This is a genomic window from Clostridioides sp. LIBA-6822 (genome assembly GCF_056688955.1).
Genome location: NZ_CP196995.1, coordinates 74,643 through 98,902 on the forward strand (window position 1 = coordinate 74,643; position 24,260 = coordinate 98,902).

A 24,260-nucleotide genomic window follows, 5' to 3' on the forward strand; every position below is an offset into this window, starting at 1 on the left:
TAAATAATAAGGTGCAACTAAGATATATAAAGGTTGTGTCTATAATAGATTGGGGGATTTAACTAATGTTGTTGGAGAAATTGAGAAAAGAAGTCTTACAGGCATCTTTAGACCTTTTAAATTATAAGTTGGTGACATTAACAGGAGGAAATGTAAGTGGAAGAGACGAAGAAACTGGATATATAGCAATTACCCCAAGTGGAATGGACTATAGAAACCTTATACCAAGTGATATTGTTATAGTGGATATAGAAGGAAACACTATAGATGGAAAATGGAAAGCATCAGTGGATTTGCCAGACCACTTATATATATATAAGCATAGAGAAGATATAAATAGTATAATTCATACACACTCTACATACTCAAGTTGTTTTGCTATTTTAAATGAACCTATAGCGTGTGCAAGTACAACTCTTGCAAATGAAGTAGGTGGGGCGGTACCTGTCGCAAAATTTGCACCACCAACATCTAACAAAATGGGGAAATGTGTTGTTGAAGTAATTGGTAATAAAAGAGCGTGTCTTTTAGCAAATCATGGTGTAATAGCAGTTGGTCCATCTGTAGGACATGCCATTACAGCAGCTGTAATGTTGGAAGATTCAGCAAAAGTATATTACTTGGCAAAATCAATTGGCACACCAGTATTATTGCCAGACGAAGAAATTCAAAGAGCTAGAGATGTATTTTTTAATGTATATGGTCAGGACAAATAAGCTAGGTAAAACTTTTAAATTAATGTAAAAATATAGATATTCAATAATATTAAGGCGTTTTATAATGATATAATAAGTTTAATAATTAAGAAAGAAAAATAGGAAGTCTAATAGTATATAAAATTATTTAAGTCTAAAATAAAAAATAAGATAAAATAAAAAAGGAGTCTATATTTCTATGTATTACTTATTAAACAAAAGCACAAATCCTTACTTTAATTTAGCATTAGAAGAATATCTATTTTTAAATGAAAAATATAATGATGATATTATAATCATATGGAGAAACGAGGAATCCATTTTTATTGGTAAAAATCAAAATCCATATCAGGAAATACATCATGCTGTCATTGAAAAGGGAGAAATCCCTATTTTAAGAAGAATATCTGGAGGAGGTACTGTTTATCACGATTTAGGTAATATAAATATGTCATTCATACAAAAAGATAGACATCTTCATGAAATAGATTTTTTGGAACATACTAAGCTTATGCAAGATATGCTCTTAGCCCTAGGTCTAGATGTATCTATAACTGAAAGAAAAGATTTATTTTTAAAGGGTAAAAAAATTTCAGGCTCAGCACAGTCTATAAAAAGAAAAAATTCTCTTTATCATGGAACTCTTCTTTATGATTCGGATTTAAATAAATTGACTAAGTATCTGAATTCAAATAAATCAACTGAATCAAATGCTACTAAGTCTGTTTCAAGTAAAGTGACAAATATTAAACTTGTACTTGAAAAAGATATAAATTATTTTTTAGATTATTGTGTTAAATATTTAAAATCTAATATAAAAAATATAAAAGAACTTGAATTAGATGATGATGATATTAAAAGTGTATACAATCTAGTGGAAGACAAGTATAAAAAAGTGGAGTGGGCATATGGTAAAACACCTAAATTTCAAGTAGTACTGTCATTTAATAGTGAAAGTGAAATCAATATACATGTTAATAAGTGGAAGGTATCAAAGTTTTTTATTTCTTACAAGGATGATGTGATTAATATGGATAAGTTGCTAGAAGTGGAGTTTTTTAAACAAGAAATAAAAGATAGCCTCTTAGAAAATTATCCACATTACATAGATTTAATTAATTTAATATTTTAATATAAAGCCTCCAATTTGATAAAATTTTCTTATATCAAACTGGAGGCTTTGAATATTTTTTGCAATTTTATAAACCATTACAAAGTTGTAAAGTTAAAAACAATACTATTGAAAAATCAATATATATCGAATTAAATGTGCATGTTTTTAATTAGAAAATAGAGATTAACTGTTTATACAACTGAAAATTTAATATATAATTAATCAGATGGTTAAAATAAAAAATATTGAAAGTTTTAATAAATTATGGTTAAAAATAAAATATGAGGTGATACCATGTATAGTGTTATAATTGTTGCTGCAGGAAGCGGAAGGAGAATGAACCTAGATATAAACAAACAGTTCATAAAATTAAGAGAAAAAGAAATTATTGCTCATACAATTCAAGTTTTTTATGAAAATATAAATATAGATGAAATTGTGGTATGTATAAAAAAAGAAGAGGAAGATTTTTTTAAGGAAAATATAATAAATAAGTATAATTTTAAAAATATAAAAATAGCATATGGTGGAAAAGAGAGACAGGATTCAATATATAATGGCTTAAAAAAATTAGATAAAAATTGTGACATAGTACTTATTCATGACGGAGCAAGACCATTTGTAGACCATAGAATAATTAATGAATCTATAAAGATGGCTAAAGAAAGAAAGGCTGTAGTTGTAGGTGTTCCAGTAAGTGACACTATAAAGATAGTTTCCGATGGAACAGTAAAAGAAACTCCAGAGAGAAGTCTATTGTGGGCAGCACAAACTCCTCAAACTTTTGAATATAATCTGATAATAAACGCTTATGAACAAGCATATAAGAACAATTACTATGGTACCGATGATTCAATGTTGGTGGAAAATATAGGGCAAAGCGTTACTATGGTAATGGGCTCTTATGAAAATATAAAGATAACTAGTCCAGAAGATTTAAATATAGCAGAGCAAATATTAAATATGGAAAAAAGAGATGAAGTTAATAGTAGAAGGAGAATTATATGAGAATAGGGTTAGGATATGATGTACACAAATTAACAGAGGATAGAAAACTTATAATTGGTGGAGTAGAAATACCACATGATAAAGGTTTGTTAGGTCATTCTGATGCTGATGTACTGATACATGCAATAATGGATTCTATTTTAGGAGCTTTAGCTTTAGGTGATATAGGTAAGCATTTCCCAGATACAGATGAAAAATATAAGGGAGCAAATAGTATGAAATTATTAGAATATGTATATAATCTAATAACAAGTAAAGGGTATAAGATTGGGAATATAGATAGCACTATAATTGCTCAAAGCCCTAAGATGGCTCCATATATTGAGAGCATGAGAAATAACATATCAAAAACTTTAAATACGGATATTGATAATATAAACATAAAGGCAACTACAGAAGAAGGTCTTGGCTTTACAGGAGCAAAACAAGGTATCGCATCACAAAGTATTTGTTTATTATTGTTGACAAGTCAGAATAATTAATATATTATTAGTAATAAGTTTATTGGATATCAAATAATAGGCCTATATAGAATATCTATAATATGTGAATTTAAGTGAAATTAATATAAATATAAAACTAGTTATGATAAAGAAATAGTAAAACGATGAAATCTTTACAGAGAGAAAACGTTGGTGAGAGTTTTCAAGAGGAAATGTTTGAACCTGTCTTTTAGCTTAAAGGTATAAAAATCTTTACGGTAGGAACCGTTACATTCCCAAAAGAGAGCTATTTATATAGCTAACTAGAGTGGTACCGCGGAAATTAAACCTTTCGTCTCTATACTTGTATAGAGATGAGAGGTTTTTTATATTTTCAAGAAATTAATATTCAGGAGGAATCTATTAATGAAAATGTCTAAAATGTTTATGCCGACATTAAAAGAAATCCCAGCAGATGCTGAGATTACAAGCCATCAATTAATGGTTAGGTCGGGAATGATAAAAAAAATGACTTCAGGGGTTTATAATCAATTACCGATGGGATTAAGAGTATTCAAAAAAATTGAACAAATAATTAGAGAAGAACTAAATAAAAAAGATTGTCAAGAGATACTTTGTGCGGCTTTACTTCCTTCTGAATTATGGAAAGAGTCCGGAAGATGGACTGCTATGGGTGAAGAAATGTTTAGGCTAAAAGACAGAACAGAAAGAGAATACTGTCTCGGACCAACACATGAAGAAGCCTTCACTGATATAATAAGACAAGAAATTACTTCATATAAACAATTGCCATTGAACCTGTATCAAATACAAGTAAAATATAGAGATGAAAGAAGACCAAGATTTGGTGTTATGAGAACTAAGACTTTTACTATGAAGGATGCATATAGTTTTGATGTAGATGATAAAGGTCTAGATAAATCATATCAAGATATGTTTGATGCATATGTGAGTATATTTGATAGATGTGGTCTAGAGAATAGTCCAGTTCAGGCAGATTCAGGAGCTATAGGAGGGTCTACATCAGCTGAATTTATGGTTAAATCAGAAGTTGGTGAAGATGAAGTTGTATTCTGTAGTGGATGTGACTATGCAGCAAATGTAGAGAGAGCAGAATCTTGTAATGTAGTATCAGAAAAAGAAGATATGAAGGAATTAGAAGAAGTTCATACGCCAGGAGCAGCTACAATAAAAGAACTAGAGGAATTTTTAAAAATTTCTCCAGATAAATTTGCTAAAACTTTAGTATATGAGGCAGATGGAAAAACAGTTGTAGTTGTTGTAAGAGGAGATAGAGAAGTTAACGAAGTTAAAGTGTCTAATGCGATAGGTTCTGTTATAGAATTTGCACTTGCTACAGATGATGTAGTGAGAAAAGTAACTAATGCAGAAGTAGGCTTTGCTGGACCAATAGGTATAAACGCTGACTATGTATTTATAGATAAAGAAATTGTTGAACAAAGAAACATAGTTGTTGGGGCTAATAAAACTGAGTATCATATAAAAAATGCTAACTATGGAAGAGATTTTGAAGGAATAGTTGGAGATTTTAGAAATGTTCAAGAAGGCGACAAGTGTATAGTATGTGGGAAGCCACTTGAAATAGCCAGAGGTGTTGAAGTAGGTCACATATTCAAGCTAGGAACTAAATACTCAGAATCTATGAATGCAAACTTTATAGATAAAGATGGAAAATCAAAACCTATAGTAATGGGATGTTATGGAATAGGTGTTGAAAGAACAGCTGCAGCTATAATTGAACAACATAATGATGAAAAAGGTATAATATGGCCTTTATCAGTAGCTCCATACCATGTTGTGATAGTTCCAGCAAATATGAAAAATGAGGAACAAGTATCAATAGCTGAAAAGATATATAATGATTTACAAGCTATGGGTGTAGAAGTTTTATTAGATGATAGAGATGAAAGAATAGGTGTTAAATTTAATGATTCAGAATTAATAGGAATACCTATGAGAATTACAGTAGGTAAAAATATTAGTGAAGGTAAAGTAGAATTTAAGTTTAGACATAAAGAAGATAAAGAAATAATTGACATAAAAGAAATAAATGAAAAAGTAAAGGCAGAGTTTATCAAAAATAATGTTAGGTTAGGATAGTAACTTAAAAAGCTATTGTATAGATAATCAGAGTTGTACTTTATAAACACCATTTTATCTATATAAGGAGATAAAGTGGTGTTTTTTTATAAAAACATAATAAATGAGGAGGTAATTGAAATGGCAAAAAATGAAAAACAATTTGTTGAAGAAATAACAAAGATGGAAGATGATTTCCCACAATGGTATACAGATGTGATAACTAAGACTGACTTAGTTGATTATGCACCAGTAAAAGGTTTTATGGTTGTAAAGCCATATGGATATGCATTATGGGAAAAAATGCAAGAATTTATGGATAAAAAATTTAAAGAAACTGGACACAAAAACTGTTATTTCCCATTATTAATACCAGAAAGTTTATTAAACAAAGAAGCAGAGCATGTTGAAGGTTTTGCTCCAGAAGTTGCATGGGTAACACATGGAGGAAATAAAAAATTAGAAGAGAGACTATGTGTAAGACCTACTTCAGAAACTATAATATGTACAATGTATGCGAAATGGTTAAAATCATATAGAGAATTACCATACCTTTATAATCAATGGTGCTCAGTTGTTAGATGGGAAAAATCAACTAGACCTTTCTTAAGAACATCTGAGTTTTTATGGCAAGAAGGTCATACATTACATGAAACAGCAGAAGAAGCACAAGAAGAAACAATACAACAATTAGAAATATATAAAGCATTATGTGAAGAATTACTTGCAATGCCAGTTGTAGCTGGTCAAAAAAGTGAAAGTGAGAAGTTTGCAGGTGGTGAAAGAACATATACTATAGAAGCTATGATGCATGATGGTAAAGCGTTACAATCAGGTACAAGTCACTTCTTAGGTCAACACTTTACAAAAGCTTTTGAGATTACTTTTGCAGATAGAGAAGGAAATTTAGCTAATCCATACCATACATCTTGGGGAGCATCTACAAGACTTATAGGTGGACTTATAATGACTCATAGTGATAACAGAGGTCTAGTATTCCCACCAAGAGTAGCTCCAATCCAAGTTGTTATAGTTCCTATAGCTGCTAAAAAAGGAAATGTAATGGAAACAGTGGATAAAATATATGCTGATTTAAAAGCTAAAGGAGTAAGTGTTGAAGTTGATGATAGAGACAACTATACAACTGGCTGGAAGTTTAATGAGTGGGAAATGAAAGGTGTTCCAGTAAGAATTGAAATTGGACCAAAAGATATAGAAAATAATCAAGCTATGATATTCAGAAGAGATACTTTAGAAAAGAGTTCTATGCCTTTAGAAGGATTAGCTGATGCTATATGTGATTTATTTGATGTTATACACAATGATATGTTTGAAAAAGCAAAAAAACATAGAGAAGATAATACATCTGTAGTTGAAAATATGGATGAGTTTAAAAAAGCTTTAGAAGAAAAGCCAGGATTCATAAAGACTATGTGGTGTGGAGATGCAGAATGTGAAGCTAAGATTAAGGAAGAAACAGGAGCAACTATAAGATGCTTACCTTTTGAACAAGAAAACTTAGGTCACAAGTGTGTATATTGTGGAAAAGAAGCAGATAATATGGTAGTAATGGCAAAAGCTTACTAAAATAAGATGTTTAAATAAAAACTGGGGTGATGAGTATTTGATACTTTTCATCCCAATTTTATTTTAAGTTTTATTTCCTTATATATATTTATTATTAGTGTACATACTTACTTTGTAGAACAGTTACTATATAAATATTCCATAAAGTAACTAATAAATACAAATATATCAATAGGGAATGCTTTTAATTTTCAGCAAATAAATGGATTAAAAGAAAGATTTATGAAATTAAAACTAGGATTTTCTGCTATAATAAACATGTGTATTTTTAAATAAATAAGGATATTATTATTAGATTTGATTATGCGAAATTCTATGAAACAGGAACCCTGTGACTTTAGTCATGGGAGGTTCAGTAAAAATAAACTTGCAAAACAATGTACTAGTTTAATATTATAGTTATATTGAATAAAATATCAGGAGGAAGTAAAAATGAATGTAAGAGTAAGATTTGCACCAAGTCCAACAGGATTTGTACATATAGGTAGTTTAAGAACTGCTTTATATAATTATTTATTTGCAAAAAAAATGGGCGGAGAGTATGTATTAAGAGTAGAGGACACAGACCAAAGTAGATTAGTAGAAGGTGCTATAGAGAATATGCTTAATGCTATGAAATGGGCTGGGGTTAATCATGATGAAGGTGTTATATTAGATGACAATGGAAGTGTAATACAAAAGGGAGAATATGGTCCATATATTCAATCTCAGAGATTAGATATATATCAAGAATATATAAAACAACTTTTAGATAGTGGAAAGGCTTATTATTGTTTCTGTACAAAGGAAAGACTAGATGAAGTAAGAGATGCTCAAAGAGCAGCAGGAGAAACAGCTAAATATGATGGTTACTGTAAGAATCTTTCTAAAGAAGAAGTAGAAGCAAATATAAAAGCAGGAATACCATACGTTATAAGATTAAGATTACCAGAGAATCATACAATTAAGTTTACAGATTTAGTTAGAGGAGATATGGAATTTAATACTAATGATTTAGATGACCAGGTACTAATGAAAACAGATGGATTCCCAACTTATCATTTTGCAGTAGTTGTAGATGATTATTTAATGAAAATCACACATGTTATAAGAGGAGAAGAGTGGGTATCATCTACTCCAAAACATGTCTATTTATATGAAGCTTTTGGATGGGAAGCACCTGTATTTGTACATTTACCAAATATACTTAATAAAGAAAAGAAAAAATTAAGTAAGAGACAAGGTGATGTAGCAGTTGAAGACTTTAAGAAAAAAGGATATTTACCAGAAGGTTTAGTAAACTATGTAGCATTAGTTGGTTGGTCTCCAGAAGATAATCAAGAATTGTTTACAATGGAAGAATTAGAAAAAGCATTCTCTGTAGAAAGAGTATCTAAAAGTGGTGGAGTATTTGATACTGAAAAGCTAAATTGGGTTAATCAACATTATATAAAAGATGGTGATGACACTTACTTAACAGATTTAGCAATACCATTCTTAATAGAAGATGGATTTATAACAGAAGAAGAAGCTACTAGTAAGTATGAGTTTTTAAAGAGTATGATATCAGTACTTAAAGAAAAATTACAATATGTAAAAGAAGTTACTGAACATGCAAGTATATTCTTTGGAGATAAAATAGAAGTAGAGACTGAAGAAGGAAGTGAATTCTTAAAATTAGAACACATACCTACTTTAATAGATGCTTTACAAGAAAAAATAGAAAAATCAGAAGTATTAAATGCTGAATTTGTTCAAGCAATGCTTAAAGAAATACAAAAAGAGTATAAAATAAAAGGAAAAAATTTATTTATGGGCTCAAGAATAATTTTAACAGGGCAAATGCATGGACCAGATTTACCAAAAGTAATGGAGGTTTTAGGAAAAGAAACTTGCTTAAATAGAATAGCTTATGTAAAAAATAATATATTATAGTCATAAAAGTCCGCTAATTTAGAAGCGGACTTTTTTTGTGTTAGTATTTGGTGAAAATATCTAGTTAAGAAAATGAAGGTATTTAGGGCTATAAATTTAATATATAAAAAGCAAAGCAAAAATATAAATAAAATATTAATAATAAACTAATAAAAATATTAAGCATAGAAGAAGGAAATCTATTATTTTAGTTTGATTTAATTATTAAGGGGGTAATTACTATGTATAGTAATATGGATGATGTTAAAAAGGAATTAAAGGAGCTATGCTTAGAATATGTTACAATTTTAGAAAAATTAAAAGATGAAAAAATGATTACAGAAGAAACTTTTGAAAAATGTTCTTCTCAAAAAAAGATATTTTTAGAAGAGCAATAGAGAATAACAATAGTATTTGTTATGATGTGGTTTAGAAGGATAGTACTAAAAATGATAGTAGTACTATTATTTATTGCAATTTTCAACTATAATATAATATATAATGTTAATAAAATAATTTATAAAAATACGGTGAGGTGATGAGTGTGAAAGTTTATAATACATTGACTAGAACAAAAGAAGAATTTGTTCCATTAGAAGAAGGAAAGGTAAAAATGTATGTGTGTGGTCCGACAGTTTATAACTATATACATATAGGTAATGCAAGACCATTTATAATATTTGATACTCTAAGAAGGTATTTAGAGTATAGAGGATATGATGTAACTTATGTACAAAACTTTACAGATGTTGATGACAAGATTATAAATAGAAGCCATGAAGAAGGAATATCTCCAGAGGAAGTTGCTACTAAGTATATAAAAGAATATTTTGTAGATTGTGATGGGTTAGGAATTAAAAGAGCTACTGTTCATCCTCAAGTTACAGATAATATACAACAGATTATAGATTTTATAAAAGAATTAGAAGATAAGGGATATGCATACGCAGTAAATGGTGATGTGTATTTTGATACAAATAAGTTTGAAGGATATGGAAAGCTTTCAGGTCAAAAACAAGAAGACTTAGAAGCTGGTGCTAGAATTGAAGTTAATGACCAAAAAAGACATCCTATGGACTTTGTTCTTTGGAAAGCCAAAAAAGAAGGTGAACCAGGATGGGATAGTCCTTGGGGAGAAGGTAGACCTGGATGGCATATAGAATGTTCTGTTATGTCTAAGAGATATTTAGGTGAGACAATTGATATACATGCAGGTGGTCAAGATTTAACATTCCCACATCATGAAAATGAAATAGCTCAAAGTGAAGCTAGAAGTGGAAAAACATTCTCAAAATACTGGATGCACAATGGATATATAAATATAAATGATGAAAAGATGAGTAAATCTAAAGGTAATTTCTTTACAGTAAGAGATATATCAAAATTATATGATTTAGAGATAGTAAGATTTTTCATGTTATCAGCACATTATAGAAATCCAGTAAACTTTAGTGATGAGATGCTAAATCAAGCTAAAGCTGGTCTTGAAAGATTATATAATACTAAAGAAAAATTAGAATTTACATTAAGTAATTTAAAAGAGTCTACTTTAACAGAAAAAGAAGTAGAGCTTGTTAAAGAGTTAGATAACTTCAGACAAAAATTTATCGACGCTATGGACGATGATGTCAATACAGCAGATGCAGTGAGTGTAATATTTGAGTTAGCTAAGTTAATAAATTCTAATGTAGATGAAAACTCTTCTCTAGAGTTTGCTAAAAAATGCTTAGATGAATTTAATGAGCTTACAAAAGTATTAAACATTGTAAATAAGAAAAAAGATACTGTATTAGATAAGGACATTGAAGAATTAATACAAAAAAGAACTGATGCAAAGAAAAATAAAGAATTCCAATTAGCAGATGATATAAGACAACAATTATTAGATATGGGAATTGTATTAGAAGACACAAGACAAGGCGTTAAGTGGAAAAGGGTATAAAAATGGAAAAAACTGAATTAGTTACTATGTCACCACTAGTTTTAGCATACTTAGGTGATACAGTGTATGAGACATATATAAGAGAACATTTAATTAGACAGAATACACAAAGAAAAGTTAATGATTTGCATAAATTAGCTATAAAGTATGTAAAAGCTAAAGCTCAGGCGAGTATAATTCATGAAATTGAAGCTGAATTAACTGAGGAAGAGAGCAAAATATACAAAAGGGGAAGAAATCAAAAATCAAATACTTCTCCTAAAAATGCAGATATTATAGACTATAAACATGCAACTGGATTTGAGGCCTTGGTTGGATATTTGTATTTAAATAATGAAATAGAGAGACTTCAATATATTATCAATAAAGGAATCAAAATTATTGAAAGAGATATGTAAATATTAAAGAGTGTTGTCTTAATAATAATCAATAAGGCAACACTTTTTTTATAACTAATGTATAATAAATATATAGAAATTAGTCATGAGAAAGGATAAAAGTTTATGAAAGTAAAATTAATATCACATACACCTGAACCAGAAAAAGTAATAGCTATGGCAGCTAAGCTATGTTATTCACCAGTTGGGACAGACGAAATAGAAAAAGACTTAACAGATGAAAGTATAGAGAAATTTTTAAATATGTTATTAGGTATAGGCCATGGGTCAATATTAGAACATGCTTCATTTACATTTTCAATAGAAGGGATATCAAGAGCTTGTTCACATCAAATTGTTAGACATCGTATAGCTAGTTTTTCACAACAAAGTCAAAGATATGTTAAATTAGAGCAATTTGAGTACATAATTCCTCCAGAAATAGAAAAAATAGAAAAAGCAAAAGAGTTATTTATAAATTCAATGAAAAAAGACCAAGAGGCTTATGATAACTTAGTAGAGATATTATTTGAAAATCATTATAATGAATTAATAAAAGATGGAAAAAATGAAAAAACAGCAAAAAGACAAGCTGAGAAGAAAGCAATAGAAGATGCTAGATATGTATTTCCAAATGCATGCGAAACAAAAATGGTATTTACTATAAACGCTAGAAGTTTGTTTAATTTCTTTGAACATAGATGCTGTGAAAGAGCACAGTGGGAAATAAGAAATCTAGCTGTAGAGATGTTAAGAGAGGTTAAAAAGGTTGCTCCAATACTATTTAAAAAGACTGGACCAAGTTGTGTAAATGGGAGTTGTCCAGAAGGAACTATGACTTGTGGAGATATAGTTCAAGTTAGAGAAAAATTTAAGGCCTTGTAGGAGGTGAATCATTTGGCAAGTATAGAAGGAAGAAATCCAGTAATAGAAGCTATAAAAAGTGATAGAGAAATAGACAAAATATTAATTTCAAATTCAGCTAAAGAAGGTTCAATTAAAAAAATAATAGGAATGGCTAAAGAAAAAAACATAATCATACAATATGTTGATAAACATAAGTTGGATGAGGTCAGCACAAGTCATGCACATCAAGGTGTAATAGCTTATGCAAGTGAATATAAGTATTATGAATTGGATGAGTTAATAGATTTAGCAAAGAATAAAGATGAGGACCCATTTTTCATTATACTAGATGAGATAACAGATCCACATAATCTAGGTTCGATAATAAGGACAGCAGATGCAGTAGGAGCACATGGAGTTATTATTCCAAAGAGAAGGTCTGTACACATAACCCCTGTAGTTGCTAAAGCATCCGCTGGAGCAGTAGAGTATATGCCAGTTTGTAAGGTAACCAATATAGTTAATACAATAAAAAGATTAAAAGATGAAGGGCTGTGGATTGCAGCTGCTGATATGGATGGAGAAACTTTTTATAAACAAAATCTTACAGGTCCTCTTGGTGTAGTAATTGGAAGTGAAGGCTTTGGAATATCTAGATTGGTTAAACAAAACTGTGACTTTATAGTAAAAATGCCAATGATAGGTAATGTTACGTCTTTAAATGCATCTGTGGCAGGTGGGATACTTTTATATGAGATATTCAGACAAAGACTGGATAAAAGTAAATAACTATGAAAAAAAATATAAATCATTACTTAATAATAGATGGCTACAATATTATAAATGCGTGGGATAATTTGAAAGAACTGGCTAAAGAGGACTTAGAAGATTCTCGAGAAAAGCTTATTGATGATATTATAGAATTTTCTGAGTTTATGGGTTATAAAACTATAATAGTTTTTGATGCTTATAATGTTAAGAATTCACGAGAAAAAGTTGAGAAAAGAAAACACATAACAATAGTTTATACAAGAGAGCACCAAACAGCAGATAGTTATATAGAAAAATTTATAACTTCTTTATCAAAGTACGATGATGTAAAAGTAGCGACTAATGACTATGCAGAGCAACAAATGATTTTAGGAAAAGGTGCTACAAGAATGTCTGCGAGAGAATTAAAGCTAGAGTTAGATCGTTCCAAGAATAAAATGAAGGAAAAAAATAGCGGTTTGAGGAAAAAAATTCAGCGAAATTGGTTGGAGGAAAGGTTAGATAAAGAAACATTGTCGAAACTTGAGAACATTCGTAGAAAGCGTTGAAATTACTAGCTTCTTTAGACTATAATATACCTATAAATTTGTTTTATATATGGGGGAGATTTACATGTTGGTAGCGAAAGAAAAAAGTTATGAGTTAATAGACAATTGTCAGCAAGATGAGTATAACATTGTATTAAGAGCAAGTGAAGGAGATAAAATAGCATTAGAGTACATTATTACCAAATACAGAAATTTTGTAAAGGCAAAAGCAAAGTCATATTTTTTAATTGGAGCAGATAAAGAAGATATAATACAAGAAGGAATGATAGGCCTTTATAAGGCAGTTAGAGATTTTGATGGAAGTAAGACAAATTCATTTAAATGTTTTGCAGAGATATGTATAACAAGACAAATAATAACTGCTATAAAAACTGCAACAAGACAAAAACATATACCTTTAAATTCATATGTTTCTTTGAATAAACCAATATATGATGAAGAGTCAGACAGAACACTTTTAGATATTATAGCTACAAGTATAGTAACAGATCCAGAAGAGCTTATAATTAGTAAAGAAGAGTTGAAAAATATAGAATCAAAGATGAACGAATTATTAAGTGACTTGGAATTAGAAGTCCTAGAATTATATTTAAATGGAAAGTCATACCAGTTTATAGCGGACAAGCTTAAAAGAGATGTAAAGTCAATAGATAACGCTTTACAAAGGGTTAAGAGAAAATTAGAAAAACATCTTGAAAACAGAAATGATTAATAGTAAAATACTTACCATAAGCTTATTGTGAGCAAAATTAATTTATATCGAAAGATAAGGGAGGAAATTCAAAATGGCTAAAGCTAAATACGAAAGAACAAAACCTCATGTTAATATAGGTACAATAGGACACGTTGACCACGGTAAAACTACATTAACAGCAGCAATAACAAAAACATTATATGACAGATATCAATTAGGAGAAGCAGTAGATTTCGCAAACATAGATAAAGCTCCAGAAGAAAGAGAAAGAGGAATTACAATATCAACAGCACACGTTGAGTATGAGACTCCAAACAGACACTATGCACACGTTGACTGCCCAGGACATGCTGACTACGTTAAGAACATGATAACAGGAGCAGCACAAATGGACGGAGCAATATTAGTTTGTTCAGCAACAGATGGACCAATGCCACAAACAAGAGAGCATATACTATTATCAAGACAAGTTGGAGTACCATATATAGTAGTATTCTTAAACAAATGTGACATGGTAGATGATGAAGAGTTATTAGAATTAGTAGAAATGGAAGTAAGAGATTTATTAACAGAATATGATTTCCCAGGAGATGATACTCCAATAGTAAGAGGATCAGCATTAATGGCATTAGAAGATCCAAAGAGCGAGTGGGGAAATAAGATAGTAGAATTATTCGAGCAAATAGATGAGTATATTCCAGCACCAGAGAGAGATACAGACAAGCCATTCTTAATGCCAGTAGAGGACGTATTCTCAATCACAGGAAGAGGAACAGTTGCAACAGGAAGAGTAGAAAGAGGAGTACTAAAAGTACAAGACGAAGTAGAATTAGTAGGATTAACAGAAGCACCAAGAAAAGTAGTAGTAACAGGAGTAGAGATGTTCAGAAAATTATTAGACCAAGCACAAGCAGGTGATAATATAGGAGCATTATTAAGAGGTGTACAAAGAAACGAGATAGAAAGAGGACAAGTACTAGCAAAAACTGGATCAGTAAAGGCACACACAAAGTTTACAGCAGAAGTATATGTACTTAAAAAAGAAGAGGGTGGAAGACATACACCATTCTTTGATGGATATAGACCACAATTCTATTTCAGAACAACAGACGTAACAGGAGCTTGTAAATTACCAGATGGAATAGAAATGGTAATGCCTGGAGATAACGTAACAATGGAAGTAGACTTAATAAACTCAATAGTTGTAGAAGAGGGATTAAGATTCTCAATAAGAGAAGGTGGAAGAACAGTAGCTTCAGGAGTTGTTGCTACAATAGTAGAGTAATCTTTTATTAAACTGATGGATTAAAAAGAATAATAGAAAGAGGGGTTATGCTCCTCTTTTTTTAACATAGAAATACAAAAACATTGACACAGCATAGGATTTTGTGATAACTTATACAAGGTAATGATTATAGGAAGTTAATAATATCTTGAATACTGTAGATTTTTAATAAATACATATTTTAAAGGTATTATATTCACATATATTAACAATATATATTATTGTATTACAAAGTTGGAGGTGTATCAGATGAGAGTTAAAGTAACTTTAGCATGTACAGAGTGTAAGCAAAGAAACTACAACACTACTAAGAATAAGAAAAATAATCCAGACAGAATAGAATTACAAAAATATTGTAGATTCTGTAAAAAGCATACAACTCATAAAGAAACAAAATAGTTTTTTATAAGGATGTGAGTATGGAATGGCTGCCCCAAAAAATGACGGTGCAAAAACTAAAAAAAGGTTTAGTTTATTTGGATATTTAAAAGAAACTAAACAAGAATTAAAAAGAGTTACATGGCCGACAAAAAAGGAACTGTTTAAAAACACAAGTATAGTTTTAACTGTAGTTATTTCATGCACTATATTAGTATGGGGTATAGACACTATATTATCTGGTGCACTAGCGTTATTACTAAAATAGACGAAAAGAGGTAAGTTAAATGTCAGAATTACAAGAAGCAAGTTGGTATGTAGTTCATACCTATTCGGGACATGAAAATAAAGTTAAAGCTACAATTGAGAAAGCAGTTAAAACAAGAGGTATGGAAGACTGCATAAGACAAGTAGTTGTTCCAACAGAAGAGGTAGTAGAAACTACTAAAACTGGAAAAGAAAAAACTAGACAACGTAAAGTTTATCCAAGTTATGTTTTGGTTAAAATGATAATAACTGATGAATCTTGGTATGTAGTAAGAAATACTAAGGGAGTTACAGGTTTCGTTGGACCTGGTTCAAAACCAGTACCATTAAGTGAAGATGAAGTCAAAGCTATGGGAATAGATACAACAGACCCTAAAGTAGTAAATAGCGATATTGATTTTGAAATAGGAGACACAGTAAAAGTATCTCAAGGACCATTTAGTGGACAAATAGGTAACATAGAAGAAATTGACTTAGAAAATAGAGAAGTCAAAGTATGCATAAATGCATTTGGTAAAAGGACTCTATTTGTAATAGAGCTTGAAGGTATAGAAAAAATCTAATACTATATAGAAAAATCTGAGGAGGTGCGCTCAAAATGGCTAAAAAAGTTATAGGTCAAATAAAATTACAAATACCTGCAGGAAAGGCTACTCCAGCGCCACCAGTTGGACCAGCATTAGGACAACATGGTGTTAATATAATGGGATTCACAAAAGAATTTAATGCTAAAACTGCAGATCAAGCTGGAATGATAATACCAGTTGTTATAACTGTATATCAAGATAGATCATTCAGTTTTATAACAAAAACTCCACCAGCTGCAGTTTTAATTAAAAAAGCATTAAACTTAAAATCAGGTTCTGGAGAACCAAACAAAAAGAAAGTTGCTAAAATGACTTCAGCTCAAGTAAGAGAAATAGCTGAGTTAAAAATGCCTGACTTAAATGCTGCATCAGTAGAAGCTGCTATGAGTATGATAGCTGGTACTGCTAGAAGCATGGGTGTTGTAATAGAAGACTAATAAAAAGAAACACTTTTTTTTATAAAGTGGGAGGCGAAAAGCCGAAATTAACCACGAGGAGGAAAATAAAATGGCTAAAAAAGGTAAAAGATATGCAGGTGCATTACAAAAAGTAGATAGAACTAAATTCTATGATGCATCAGAAGCATTAACATTAGTTTCAGATATAGCTGGAGCTAAATTTGATGAGACAGTAGAAGCACACATTAAATTGGGTGTTGACTCAAGACATGCTGACCAACAAGTAAGAGGTGCAGTTGTATTACCTCACGGAACTGGTAAAACTAAAAGAGTTTTAGTTTTTGCTAAAGGTGAGAAAGCTAAAGAAGCTGAACAAGCTGGTGCTGACTTTGTAGGAGCTGAAGAATTAGTTCAAAAAATACAAGGTGAAAACTGGTTTGAATTTGATATAGTAGTTGCTACTCCAGATATGATGGGTGTAGTAGGTAGATTAGGTAGAGTATTAGGACCTAAAGGTTTAATGCCAAACCCTAAATCAGGAACAGTTACATTTGATGTAGCTAAAGCTATAGATGAAATAAAAGCTGGTAAAGTTGAATACAGATTAGACAAAACTAACATAATACACGTTCCAGTAGGAAAAGTATCATTTGGTGGAGAAAAATTAGCTGAAAACTTTGCAGCATTAATGGATGCTATAATAAAAGCTAAACCAGCTGCTGCTAAAGGACAATATTTAAGAAGTGTAACAGTAGCTTCTTCAATGGGACCTGGAGTTAAAATAAACCCAGCAAGAACAGCTGAATAATAAAACTGTTGACACAGGTTGACAAAAATGTTATCATATCACTTGTCAATGTAAAAAAGAATAGATTTGCCGTAGATAGTGGGTGCGAAAGCTTAATATCCCGCCGAGGTTTTAGATAAATTGAGATTACTAAAGCTTTTGATGTCTACTTTTGGCAACAAAAGCTTTTTATAATGTTGCGGTAAATACTAAGCCTATTTGGTGAAGGAGGTGCACATCTATATGAGAAAAGCTATAGAAATTAAATCAGAAGTTGTTTCTGAGATAGTTGAAAAGTTACAAAAATCTTCTGCTGCTGTTGTTGTAGATTACAAAGGATTAACAGTTGAAGAAGTAACTGAGTTAAGAAAACAAATGAGAGAAGCTGGTGTAGATTACAAAGTATATAAAAATACTTTAGTTAGAAGAGCAGCTAAAGAAGTTGGTATAGAGCAATTCAATGATGAATTATTAGTTGGAACTAATGCTATAGCATTTGGATATGATGATCCAGTTGCTCCAGCAAGAATATTAAAAGGATTCATGGATTCTCATCCAAAGATGAAATTAAAGATGGGTATTGTGGAAGGTGCATTCTACGATGAGTCTAAAATTGTTGAAATGGCTAACATACCATCAAGAGAAGTTCTTATCGCTAAATTACTTGGTAGCTTAAAAGCTCCAGTATCAAACTTTGCATATTTAATAGATGCAATAGCGAAAAAGGCAGAAGGTCAAGAAGAAGCTTAATTGCTTAATTAAAAAATTATAAATATTAATTTGAAATAAAATTCGGAGGTGCTAAAAATGACAATAGAACAAATATTAGAAGCTATAGAAAATATGAAAGTTTTAGAATTAAATGAATTAGTTAAAGCTGCTGAAGAAAAATTCGGTGTATCAGCTTCAGCTCCAGTAATGGTAGCTGGTGCAGCTGCTGGTGGACCAGCTGCTGAAGAAAAAACTGAGTTTGATGTAGTATTAGCTGAAGTTGGTTCTTCAAAAGTTGGAGTTATAAAAGCAGTTAGAGAGATAACAGGATTAGGATTAAAAGAAGCTAAAGAAGTAGTTGATAATGCTCCTAAGACAGTTAAAGAAGGAGCTTCTAAAGAAGAAGCTGATCAAATAAAAGAAAAATTAGAAGCTGCTGGAGCTAAAGTAGAAGTTAAGTAGTTTCTTTAAAAAGATACCCAATGGGTATCTTTTTTATTTGCAAAGAATTATAGAATTTATTTGGAATTATAAATAAAATATTTTTATAAAATGAAAAAAATTTATATAATAGTATTAAATTAAGGGTATCATATAGTATGTAATGATATTTTAATTTAATATTGTTATTAAATTAAAATATAAACAATTATTGTAATGTATATATGTAGGGTATATAATTAAATGGAACTGTAAAAAATTACATATTATTTTAAAAAAATACATGAGTAATTTGGAAATAAAATGTAATAAATAATTAATTAACGAATATAAATTTTAAAATGAACTAAGTATTTAAAAAAATCGAAAATTGTAGACTTTGAAGGATATATTTAAGGAGGAATTAACAATGGAAAAATTACAAGGAAAAATTGCAGTAGTTACTGCTGCAACAAAAGGTATTGGATTAGCTTCAGCAGAGATATTAGCAAAGAATGGAGCAATTGTATATTTAGCAGCTCGTTCAGAAGAATTAGCTAATGAAGTTATAAATAAAATAAGTGCAGAAGGTGGTTGTGCTAAGTTTGTTTACTTTAATGCTCGTGAAGAAGAAACTTTTACTTCAATGATAGAAGATGTAGTTAAAAAAGAAGGTAAGATAGATATACTTGTAAACAATTTTGGTTCAACAAACCCTTCTCTTGACAAAGACCTTGTAACTGGGGATACAGATAATTTCTTTGACACAGTAAATACTAATTTAAAAAGTGTGTATTTACCATGTAAAGCAGCAATTCCTCATATGATAAAGAATGGAAAAGGCAGTATAGTAAATATATCAAGTATAGGTTCAGTATTACCTGATTTATCCAGAATAGCTTATTGTGTATCAAAAGCATCAATCAATTCATTAACTCAAAATATAGCGACACAATATGCAAAAGATAATGTTAGATGTAATGCTGTACTTCCAGGTCTTATTGCAACTAAGGCTGCACTGGATAATATGTCTCCAGAATTCATAAAAGAGTTTTTAAAGCATGTTCCTTTAAATCGTATAGGAGAACCAGATGATATTGCTAAAGCTGTCTTATTCTATGCTAGCGATGACTCATCATTTATAACAGGAGATTTACTTGAAGTTGCAGGAGGATTTGGTTTACCTACTCCACAATTTGCAGATAATATATTAGGATAGTCAAGTTGATAATATGTAATGAAGATTTATGAATTAGTTATGTTAAAAATTCTATTTTTATAAAGACCATAGATATAATTTATATTGGAAAAAGTTTAATGCTCAAAATTCCAATTTAAATTTATCTATGGTCTTTATTTTGTATATTAAATAAATTGTATATATTTGTATAAATCTAATTATTTACAACTATTTTCTTATGGAATTATAATTAAATAGGGGAATGGTATTTGTATATAATTTTATATAGAAAATTAGACCTATAAATGCAAAATATGGATTTTATATTGAAAAATTGTACATAATACATAATATATGCTTAAAATAATTTACAAAAAATCAAAAATAATGCATAGTTTACATATAAGATAAAAAATATATTGAAAAATACTTGACAATATGCTAAAATTATTAGATGCGTTAGAATGAACTATTGTTTTATTTTTAATTATTGAGAGGTGAAAAGTGAATGCCACATCCTGTCACGATAGGTAAAAGAACTAGAATGAGCTTTTCTAAAATTAAGGAAATAGCTGATGTGCCAAATCTTATAGAAATTCAAGTAGATTCCTATGAGTGGTTTTTAAAAGAAGGTTTAAAAGAAGTGTTTGATGATATTTCACCAATAGAAGATTATACTGGTAATCTTATATTGGAATTTGTTGACTATTCTTTAGACGATAAACCAAAGTACGATATAGAAGAGTGTAAAGAGAGAGATGCTACATATTGTGCACCTCTAAAAGTTAAGGTAAGACTTATAAATAAAGAAACAGGCGAAATAAAAGAACAAGAAGTATTTATGGGTGACTTCCCTTTAATGACAGAAAGAGGAACTTTCGTTATAAATGGAGCAGAAAGAGTTATAGTAAGTCAATTAGTTAGATCTCCTGGTGTTTACTATGCGGAAGAAAGAGATAAAACAGGTAAGAGATTGATTTCATCTACTGTAATTCCTAATAGAGGAGCATGGTTAGAATATGAGACAGATTCTAATGATGTAATTTCTGTAAGAGTTGATAGAACAAGAAAGCAACCAGTTACAGTTTTACTTAGAGCTTTAGGAATAGGAACAGATGCAGAGATAATTGACCTTTTAGGAGAAGACGAGAGATTAACTGCTACATTAGAAAAGGATAATACTAAATCAGTAGAAGAAGGTCTTGTTGAGATATATAAAAAATTAAGACCAGGCGAACCTCCTACTGTAGAAAGTGCATCATCTTTGTTAAATGCTTTATTCTTTGATCCAAAAAGATATGATTTAGCAAAAGTTGGTAGATATAAGTTTAATAAGAAACTTGCTTTATGTTATAGAATAATGAATAAAATTTCAGCACAAGACATAATTAATCCAGAAACTGGGGAAGTATTTGTAAAAGCTGGAGAAAAAATAAGTTATGAGTTAGCTAAAGATATACAAAATGCAGGTATAAATGTAGTAAATCTACTAATGGATGATGATAAGAAAGTTAGAGTTATAGGAAACAACTTTGTAGATATTAAGTCTCACATTAATTTTGACATAGATGATTTAAACATAAAAGAAAAAGTACATTATCCAACTTTAAAAGAAATTTTAGATGGATATAGCGACGAAGAAGAAATAAAAGAAGCTATAAAATCAAGAATTAAAGAACTTATACCAAAACATATATTATTAGATGATATAATAGCTTCAATAAGTTATGAATTTAATATATTCTATAATATAGGAAATATTGATGATATAGACCACCTAGGAAACAGAAGAATAAGATCTGTAGGTGAATTATTACAAAATCAAGTTAGAATTGGTCTTTCAAGAATGGAAAGAGTTATAAAAGAAAGAATGACAGTTCAAGATATGGAAGCCATAACGCCTCAAGCGTTGGTTAACATAAGACCAGTTTCTGCTGCAATAAAAGAATTCTTTGGTAGTTCTCAGTTATCTCAGTTCATGGACCAAACAAATCCTCTGTCTGAGTTAACACATAAGAGAAGATTATCAGCTCTTGGACCTGGAGGTCTTTCAAGAGAAAGAGCTGGATTCGAAGTGCGTGACGTTCACCATTCACACTATGGTAGAATGTGTCCGATAGAGACTCCAGAGGGACCAAACATCGGTCTTATAAACTCTCTAGGAACTTATGCAAAGATAAATGAATTTGGATTTATAGAATCACCATATAGAAAATTTGATAAAGAAACATCAACAGTTACTGATGAAATACATTATCTAACTGCTGATGAGGAAGATTTATTTGTAAGAGCTCAGGCAAATGAGCCATTAACAGATGATGGTAAGTTCGTAAACCATAGAGTTGTTTGTAGAACTGTAAATGGTGCTGTTGAAATGGTTCCTGAAAGCAGAGTAGATTACATGGATATATCTCCTAAGCAAGTTGTATCTGTTGCCACTGCTATGATACCTTTCCTAGAAAATGATGATGCCAACCGTGCCCTTATGGGAGCTAACATGCAGCGTCAGGCAGTGCCTCTAGTTAGAAGAGAAGCACCAATTATAGGAACTGGTATAGAATATAGAGCTGCAAAAGACTCTGGAGCAGTTGTTGTTGCTAGAAATTCTGGTATAGCAGAAAGAGTAACAGCAGATGAAATAATTATAAAAAGAGAAGATGGAAACAGAGATAGATATAATTTACTTAAGTTTAAACGTTCAAACTCAGGTACTTGTATAAATCAAACACCTATAATAAGTAAAGGTGAAAAGATTGAGAGAGGCGATGTTATAGCAGATGGTCCAGCAACTGATTTAGGAGAAGTTGCACTTGGAAGAAACTGCCTTATAGCATTCATGACTTGGGAAGGTTATAACTACGAGGATGCCATATTAATAAATGAAAGATTAGTTAAAGAAGATAGATTATCAACAATTCATATAGAAGAGTATGAATGTGAAGCTAGAGATACAAAACTAGGACCAGAGGAAATAACTAGGGATATACCTAATGTTGGAGATAGTGCAATTAAAAACCTAGATGACAGAGGTATAATAAGAATAGGTGCAGAGGTAGACTCAGGTGATATACTAGTTGGTAAGGTAACTCCAAAAGGAGAAACTGAACTTACTGCTGAGGAAAGATTGCTTCGTGCAATATTCGGAGAAAAAGCTAGGGAAGTTAGAGATACTTCACTTAAAGTACCTCATGGTGAATCTGGTATAATAGTTGATGTAAAAGTATTTACTAGAGAAAATGGAGATGACTTATCTCCAGGAGTAAATGAATTAGTAAGATGTTATATAGCTAAAAAAAGAAAGATAAAAGTTGGAGATAAAATGGCTGGTCGTCATGGTAACAAAGGGGTTATCTCAAGAATATTACCAGAAGAAGATATGCCATTTATGGAAAATGGAACTCCTCTAGACATAATACTTAACCCACAAGGTATACCATCACGTATGAACATCGGTCAGGTTCTAGAAGTCCATTTAGGACTTGCTGCTAAGACATTAGGATGGTATGTGGCAACATCAGTATTCGATGGTGCTAATGAGTACGATATAATGGATGCTCTTGAGGCATCTGGGTATCCTAGAGATGGTAAATTAACTTTATACGATGGTAGAACAGGTGAAACTTTTGATAACAGAATAACTGTTGGATATATGTATTACTTAAAACTACATCACTTAGTAGATGAAAAATTACATGCAAGAAGTACTGGACCATACTCATTAGTTACTCAACAGCCACTAGGTGGTAAAGCTCAATTTGGTGGACAAAGATTTGGAGAGATGGAGGTTTGGGCTCTAGAAGCATATGGAGCTGCTCACATACTTCAAGAAATACTTACTGTTAAGTCTGATGATGTTGTAGGTCGTGTTAGAACTTATGAAGCTATAGTTAAAGGTGAAAACATACCTGAGCCAGGAATCCCAGAGTCATTTAAGGTTCTTATAAAAGAACTTCAAAGTTTATGCTTAGATGTAAAAGTATTGACAGATGAAGACCAAGAAATAGAAGTAAGAGAATCTGTAGATGAAGATGATACAATAGGCGAATTTGAGCTAGACGTTGTAAATCATATGGGAGAAGTTGAAGAAAGTAATATAATAGAAGAAATTGAAGATGATTTTGCTGAAAACGCAGAAGATGAGGATATAGAGAATTTAGAAGAATTCGCTGAAGAGGATTTATTTGAAGAAGAAATAGATTTTGAAAGTGATGACTTTGATGTGTAAATTT

General features: G+C 30.5%; 24 protein-coding genes and 2 other annotated features. All 24 genes read left to right on the plus strand.

Annotated features, from left to right (window positions below; translation table 11 throughout):
• Positions 1 to 65 precede the first annotated feature (65 nt).
• The 24 genes from ACTG48_RS00525 to rpoB all read left to right on the plus strand — a co-directional run bounded on the left by ACTG48_RS00525 (position 66) and on the right by rpoB (position 24,256).
• Positions 66 to 716 (plus strand): class II aldolase/adducin family protein, encoded by a 651-nt coding sequence (locus ACTG48_RS00525; RefSeq protein ID WP_021382472.1) that lies wholly within the window; start codon positions 66 to 68, stop codon positions 714 to 716.
• Positions 717 to 894: 178 nt separating this feature from the next.
• Complete coding sequence (gene lplA / locus ACTG48_RS00530; RefSeq protein ID WP_479917871.1) at positions 895 to 1,827, plus strand: lipoate--protein ligase; 933 nt, start codon at positions 895 to 897, stop codon at positions 1,825 to 1,827.
• Between the two features lie 276 nt (positions 1,828 to 2,103).
• Positions 2,104 to 2,817, plus strand: coding sequence for a 2-C-methyl-D-erythritol 4-phosphate cytidylyltransferase (ispD, locus tag ACTG48_RS00535; protein ID WP_021382498.1), 714 nt, complete (start codon positions 2,104 to 2,106; stop codon positions 2,815 to 2,817).
• On the plus strand, positions 2,814 to 3,299 hold the full coding sequence (gene ispF, locus ACTG48_RS00540; RefSeq protein WP_021382470.1) for a 2-C-methyl-D-erythritol 2,4-cyclodiphosphate synthase: 486 nt from the start codon (positions 2,814 to 2,816) through the stop codon (positions 3,297 to 3,299). The genes ispD and ispF overlap by 4 nt, the downstream gene beginning before the upstream one ends.
• Positions 3,300 to 3,393: 94 nt before the next feature.
• Positions 3,394 to 3,602 (plus strand) — a binding site (T-box leader).
• Positions 3,603 to 3,665: 63 nt separating this feature from the next.
• Positions 3,666 to 5,381, plus strand: coding sequence for a proline--tRNA ligase (locus tag ACTG48_RS00545; protein ID WP_479917872.1), 1,716 nt, complete (start codon positions 3,666 to 3,668; stop codon positions 5,379 to 5,381).
• A gap of 120 nt (positions 5,382 to 5,501) precedes the next feature.
• Positions 5,502 to 6,947, plus strand: a complete 1,446-nt coding sequence (gene proS, locus ACTG48_RS00550; RefSeq protein WP_021382483.1) for a proline--tRNA ligase — start codon at positions 5,502 to 5,504, stop codon at positions 6,945 to 6,947.
• A 432-nt stretch (positions 6,948 to 7,379) separates the two neighbouring features.
• Complete coding sequence (gene gltX, locus ACTG48_RS00555; protein WP_479917873.1) at positions 7,380 to 8,861, plus strand: glutamate--tRNA ligase; 1,482 nt, start codon at positions 7,380 to 7,382, stop codon at positions 8,859 to 8,861.
• Positions 8,862 to 9,082: 221 nt separating this feature from the next.
• Positions 9,083 to 9,238 (plus strand): hypothetical protein, encoded by a 156-nt coding sequence (locus ACTG48_RS00560; RefSeq protein WP_021382499.1) that lies wholly within the window; start codon positions 9,083 to 9,085, stop codon positions 9,236 to 9,238.
• A 146-nt stretch (positions 9,239 to 9,384) separates the two neighbouring features.
• Complete coding sequence (gene cysS / locus ACTG48_RS00565; protein WP_021382482.1) at positions 9,385 to 10,782, plus strand: cysteine--tRNA ligase; 1,398 nt, start codon at positions 9,385 to 9,387, stop codon at positions 10,780 to 10,782.
• Positions 10,783 to 10,784: 2 nt separating this feature from the next.
• The gene (locus tag ACTG48_RS00570) at positions 10,785 to 11,180 is read left to right on the plus strand and encodes a ribonuclease III domain-containing protein (protein WP_044211958.1); all 396 of its coding nucleotides are present in this window, start codon (positions 10,785 to 10,787) and stop codon (positions 11,178 to 11,180) included.
• A 105-nt stretch (positions 11,181 to 11,285) separates the two neighbouring features.
• Entirely contained in the window at positions 11,286 to 12,044 is a 759-nt protein-coding gene (gene thyX / locus ACTG48_RS00575) for an FAD-dependent thymidylate synthase (RefSeq protein WP_021382485.1), read from the plus strand.
• Between the two features lie 12 nt (positions 12,045 to 12,056).
• On the plus strand, positions 12,057 to 12,794 hold the full coding sequence (rlmB, locus tag ACTG48_RS00580; protein ID WP_021382471.1) for a 23S rRNA (guanosine(2251)-2'-O)-methyltransferase RlmB: 738 nt from the start codon (positions 12,057 to 12,059) through the stop codon (positions 12,792 to 12,794).
• A gap of 2 nt (positions 12,795 to 12,796) precedes the next feature.
• Positions 12,797 to 13,324: an NYN domain-containing protein gene (locus ACTG48_RS00585; RefSeq protein WP_021382459.1), complete on the plus strand. Its 528-nt coding sequence runs from the start codon at positions 12,797 to 12,799 to the stop codon at positions 13,322 to 13,324.
• A gap of 64 nt (positions 13,325 to 13,388) precedes the next feature.
• Complete coding sequence (gene sigH, locus ACTG48_RS00590) at positions 13,389 to 14,036, plus strand: RNA polymerase sporulation sigma factor SigH (RefSeq protein WP_021382468.1); 648 nt, start codon at positions 13,389 to 13,391, stop codon at positions 14,034 to 14,036.
• Between the two features lie 73 nt (positions 14,037 to 14,109).
• Positions 14,110 to 15,303, plus strand: coding sequence for an elongation factor Tu (tuf, locus tag ACTG48_RS00595; protein WP_169469762.1), 1,194 nt, complete (start codon positions 14,110 to 14,112; stop codon positions 15,301 to 15,303).
• A gap of 249 nt (positions 15,304 to 15,552) precedes the next feature.
• Positions 15,553 to 15,702 carry a 50S ribosomal protein L33 gene (gene rpmG / locus ACTG48_RS00600; protein WP_003421192.1) on the plus strand — a complete coding sequence of 50 codons (150 nt, stop codon included), beginning with the start codon at positions 15,553 to 15,555 and terminating at the stop codon, positions 15,700 to 15,702.
• A gap of 25 nt (positions 15,703 to 15,727) precedes the next feature.
• On the plus strand, positions 15,728 to 15,949 hold the full coding sequence (secE, locus tag ACTG48_RS00605) for a preprotein translocase subunit SecE (protein WP_479917874.1): 222 nt from the start codon (positions 15,728 to 15,730) through the stop codon (positions 15,947 to 15,949).
• A 19-nt stretch (positions 15,950 to 15,968) separates the two neighbouring features.
• Positions 15,969 to 16,511, plus strand: a complete 543-nt coding sequence (gene nusG, locus ACTG48_RS00610) for a transcription termination/antitermination protein NusG (RefSeq protein WP_003421190.1) — start codon at positions 15,969 to 15,971, stop codon at positions 16,509 to 16,511.
• A gap of 35 nt (positions 16,512 to 16,546) precedes the next feature.
• On the plus strand, positions 16,547 to 16,972 hold the full coding sequence (gene rplK / locus ACTG48_RS00615) for a 50S ribosomal protein L11 (protein ID WP_003421189.1): 426 nt from the start codon (positions 16,547 to 16,549) through the stop codon (positions 16,970 to 16,972).
• Positions 16,973 to 17,042: 70 nt separating this feature from the next.
• The gene (gene rplA / locus ACTG48_RS00620; RefSeq protein WP_021382507.1) at positions 17,043 to 17,741 is read left to right on the plus strand and encodes a 50S ribosomal protein L1; all 699 of its coding nucleotides are present in this window, start codon (positions 17,043 to 17,045) and stop codon (positions 17,739 to 17,741) included.
• Positions 17,742 to 17,792: 51 nt separating this feature from the next.
• Positions 17,793 to 17,921, plus strand: a sequence feature (ribosomal protein L10 leader region).
• Between the two features lie 42 nt (positions 17,922 to 17,963).
• Complete coding sequence (gene rplJ, locus ACTG48_RS00625; RefSeq protein WP_003421187.1) at positions 17,964 to 18,470, plus strand: 50S ribosomal protein L10; 507 nt, start codon at positions 17,964 to 17,966, stop codon at positions 18,468 to 18,470.
• A 57-nt stretch (positions 18,471 to 18,527) separates the two neighbouring features.
• Positions 18,528 to 18,893, plus strand: a complete 366-nt coding sequence (gene rplL / locus ACTG48_RS00630) for a 50S ribosomal protein L7/L12 (protein ID WP_021382505.1) — start codon at positions 18,528 to 18,530, stop codon at positions 18,891 to 18,893.
• Between the two features lie 388 nt (positions 18,894 to 19,281).
• Positions 19,282 to 20,070 (plus strand): 7alpha-hydroxysteroid dehydrogenase, encoded by a 789-nt coding sequence (gene hdhA, locus ACTG48_RS00635; protein ID WP_479917875.1) that lies wholly within the window; start codon positions 19,282 to 19,284, stop codon positions 20,068 to 20,070.
• A gap of 469 nt (positions 20,071 to 20,539) precedes the next feature.
• Complete coding sequence (rpoB, locus tag ACTG48_RS00640) at positions 20,540 to 24,256, plus strand: DNA-directed RNA polymerase subunit beta (RefSeq protein WP_021382506.1); 3,717 nt, start codon at positions 20,540 to 20,542, stop codon at positions 24,254 to 24,256.
• The last annotated feature ends 4 nt before the right edge of the window (positions 24,257 to 24,260 follow it).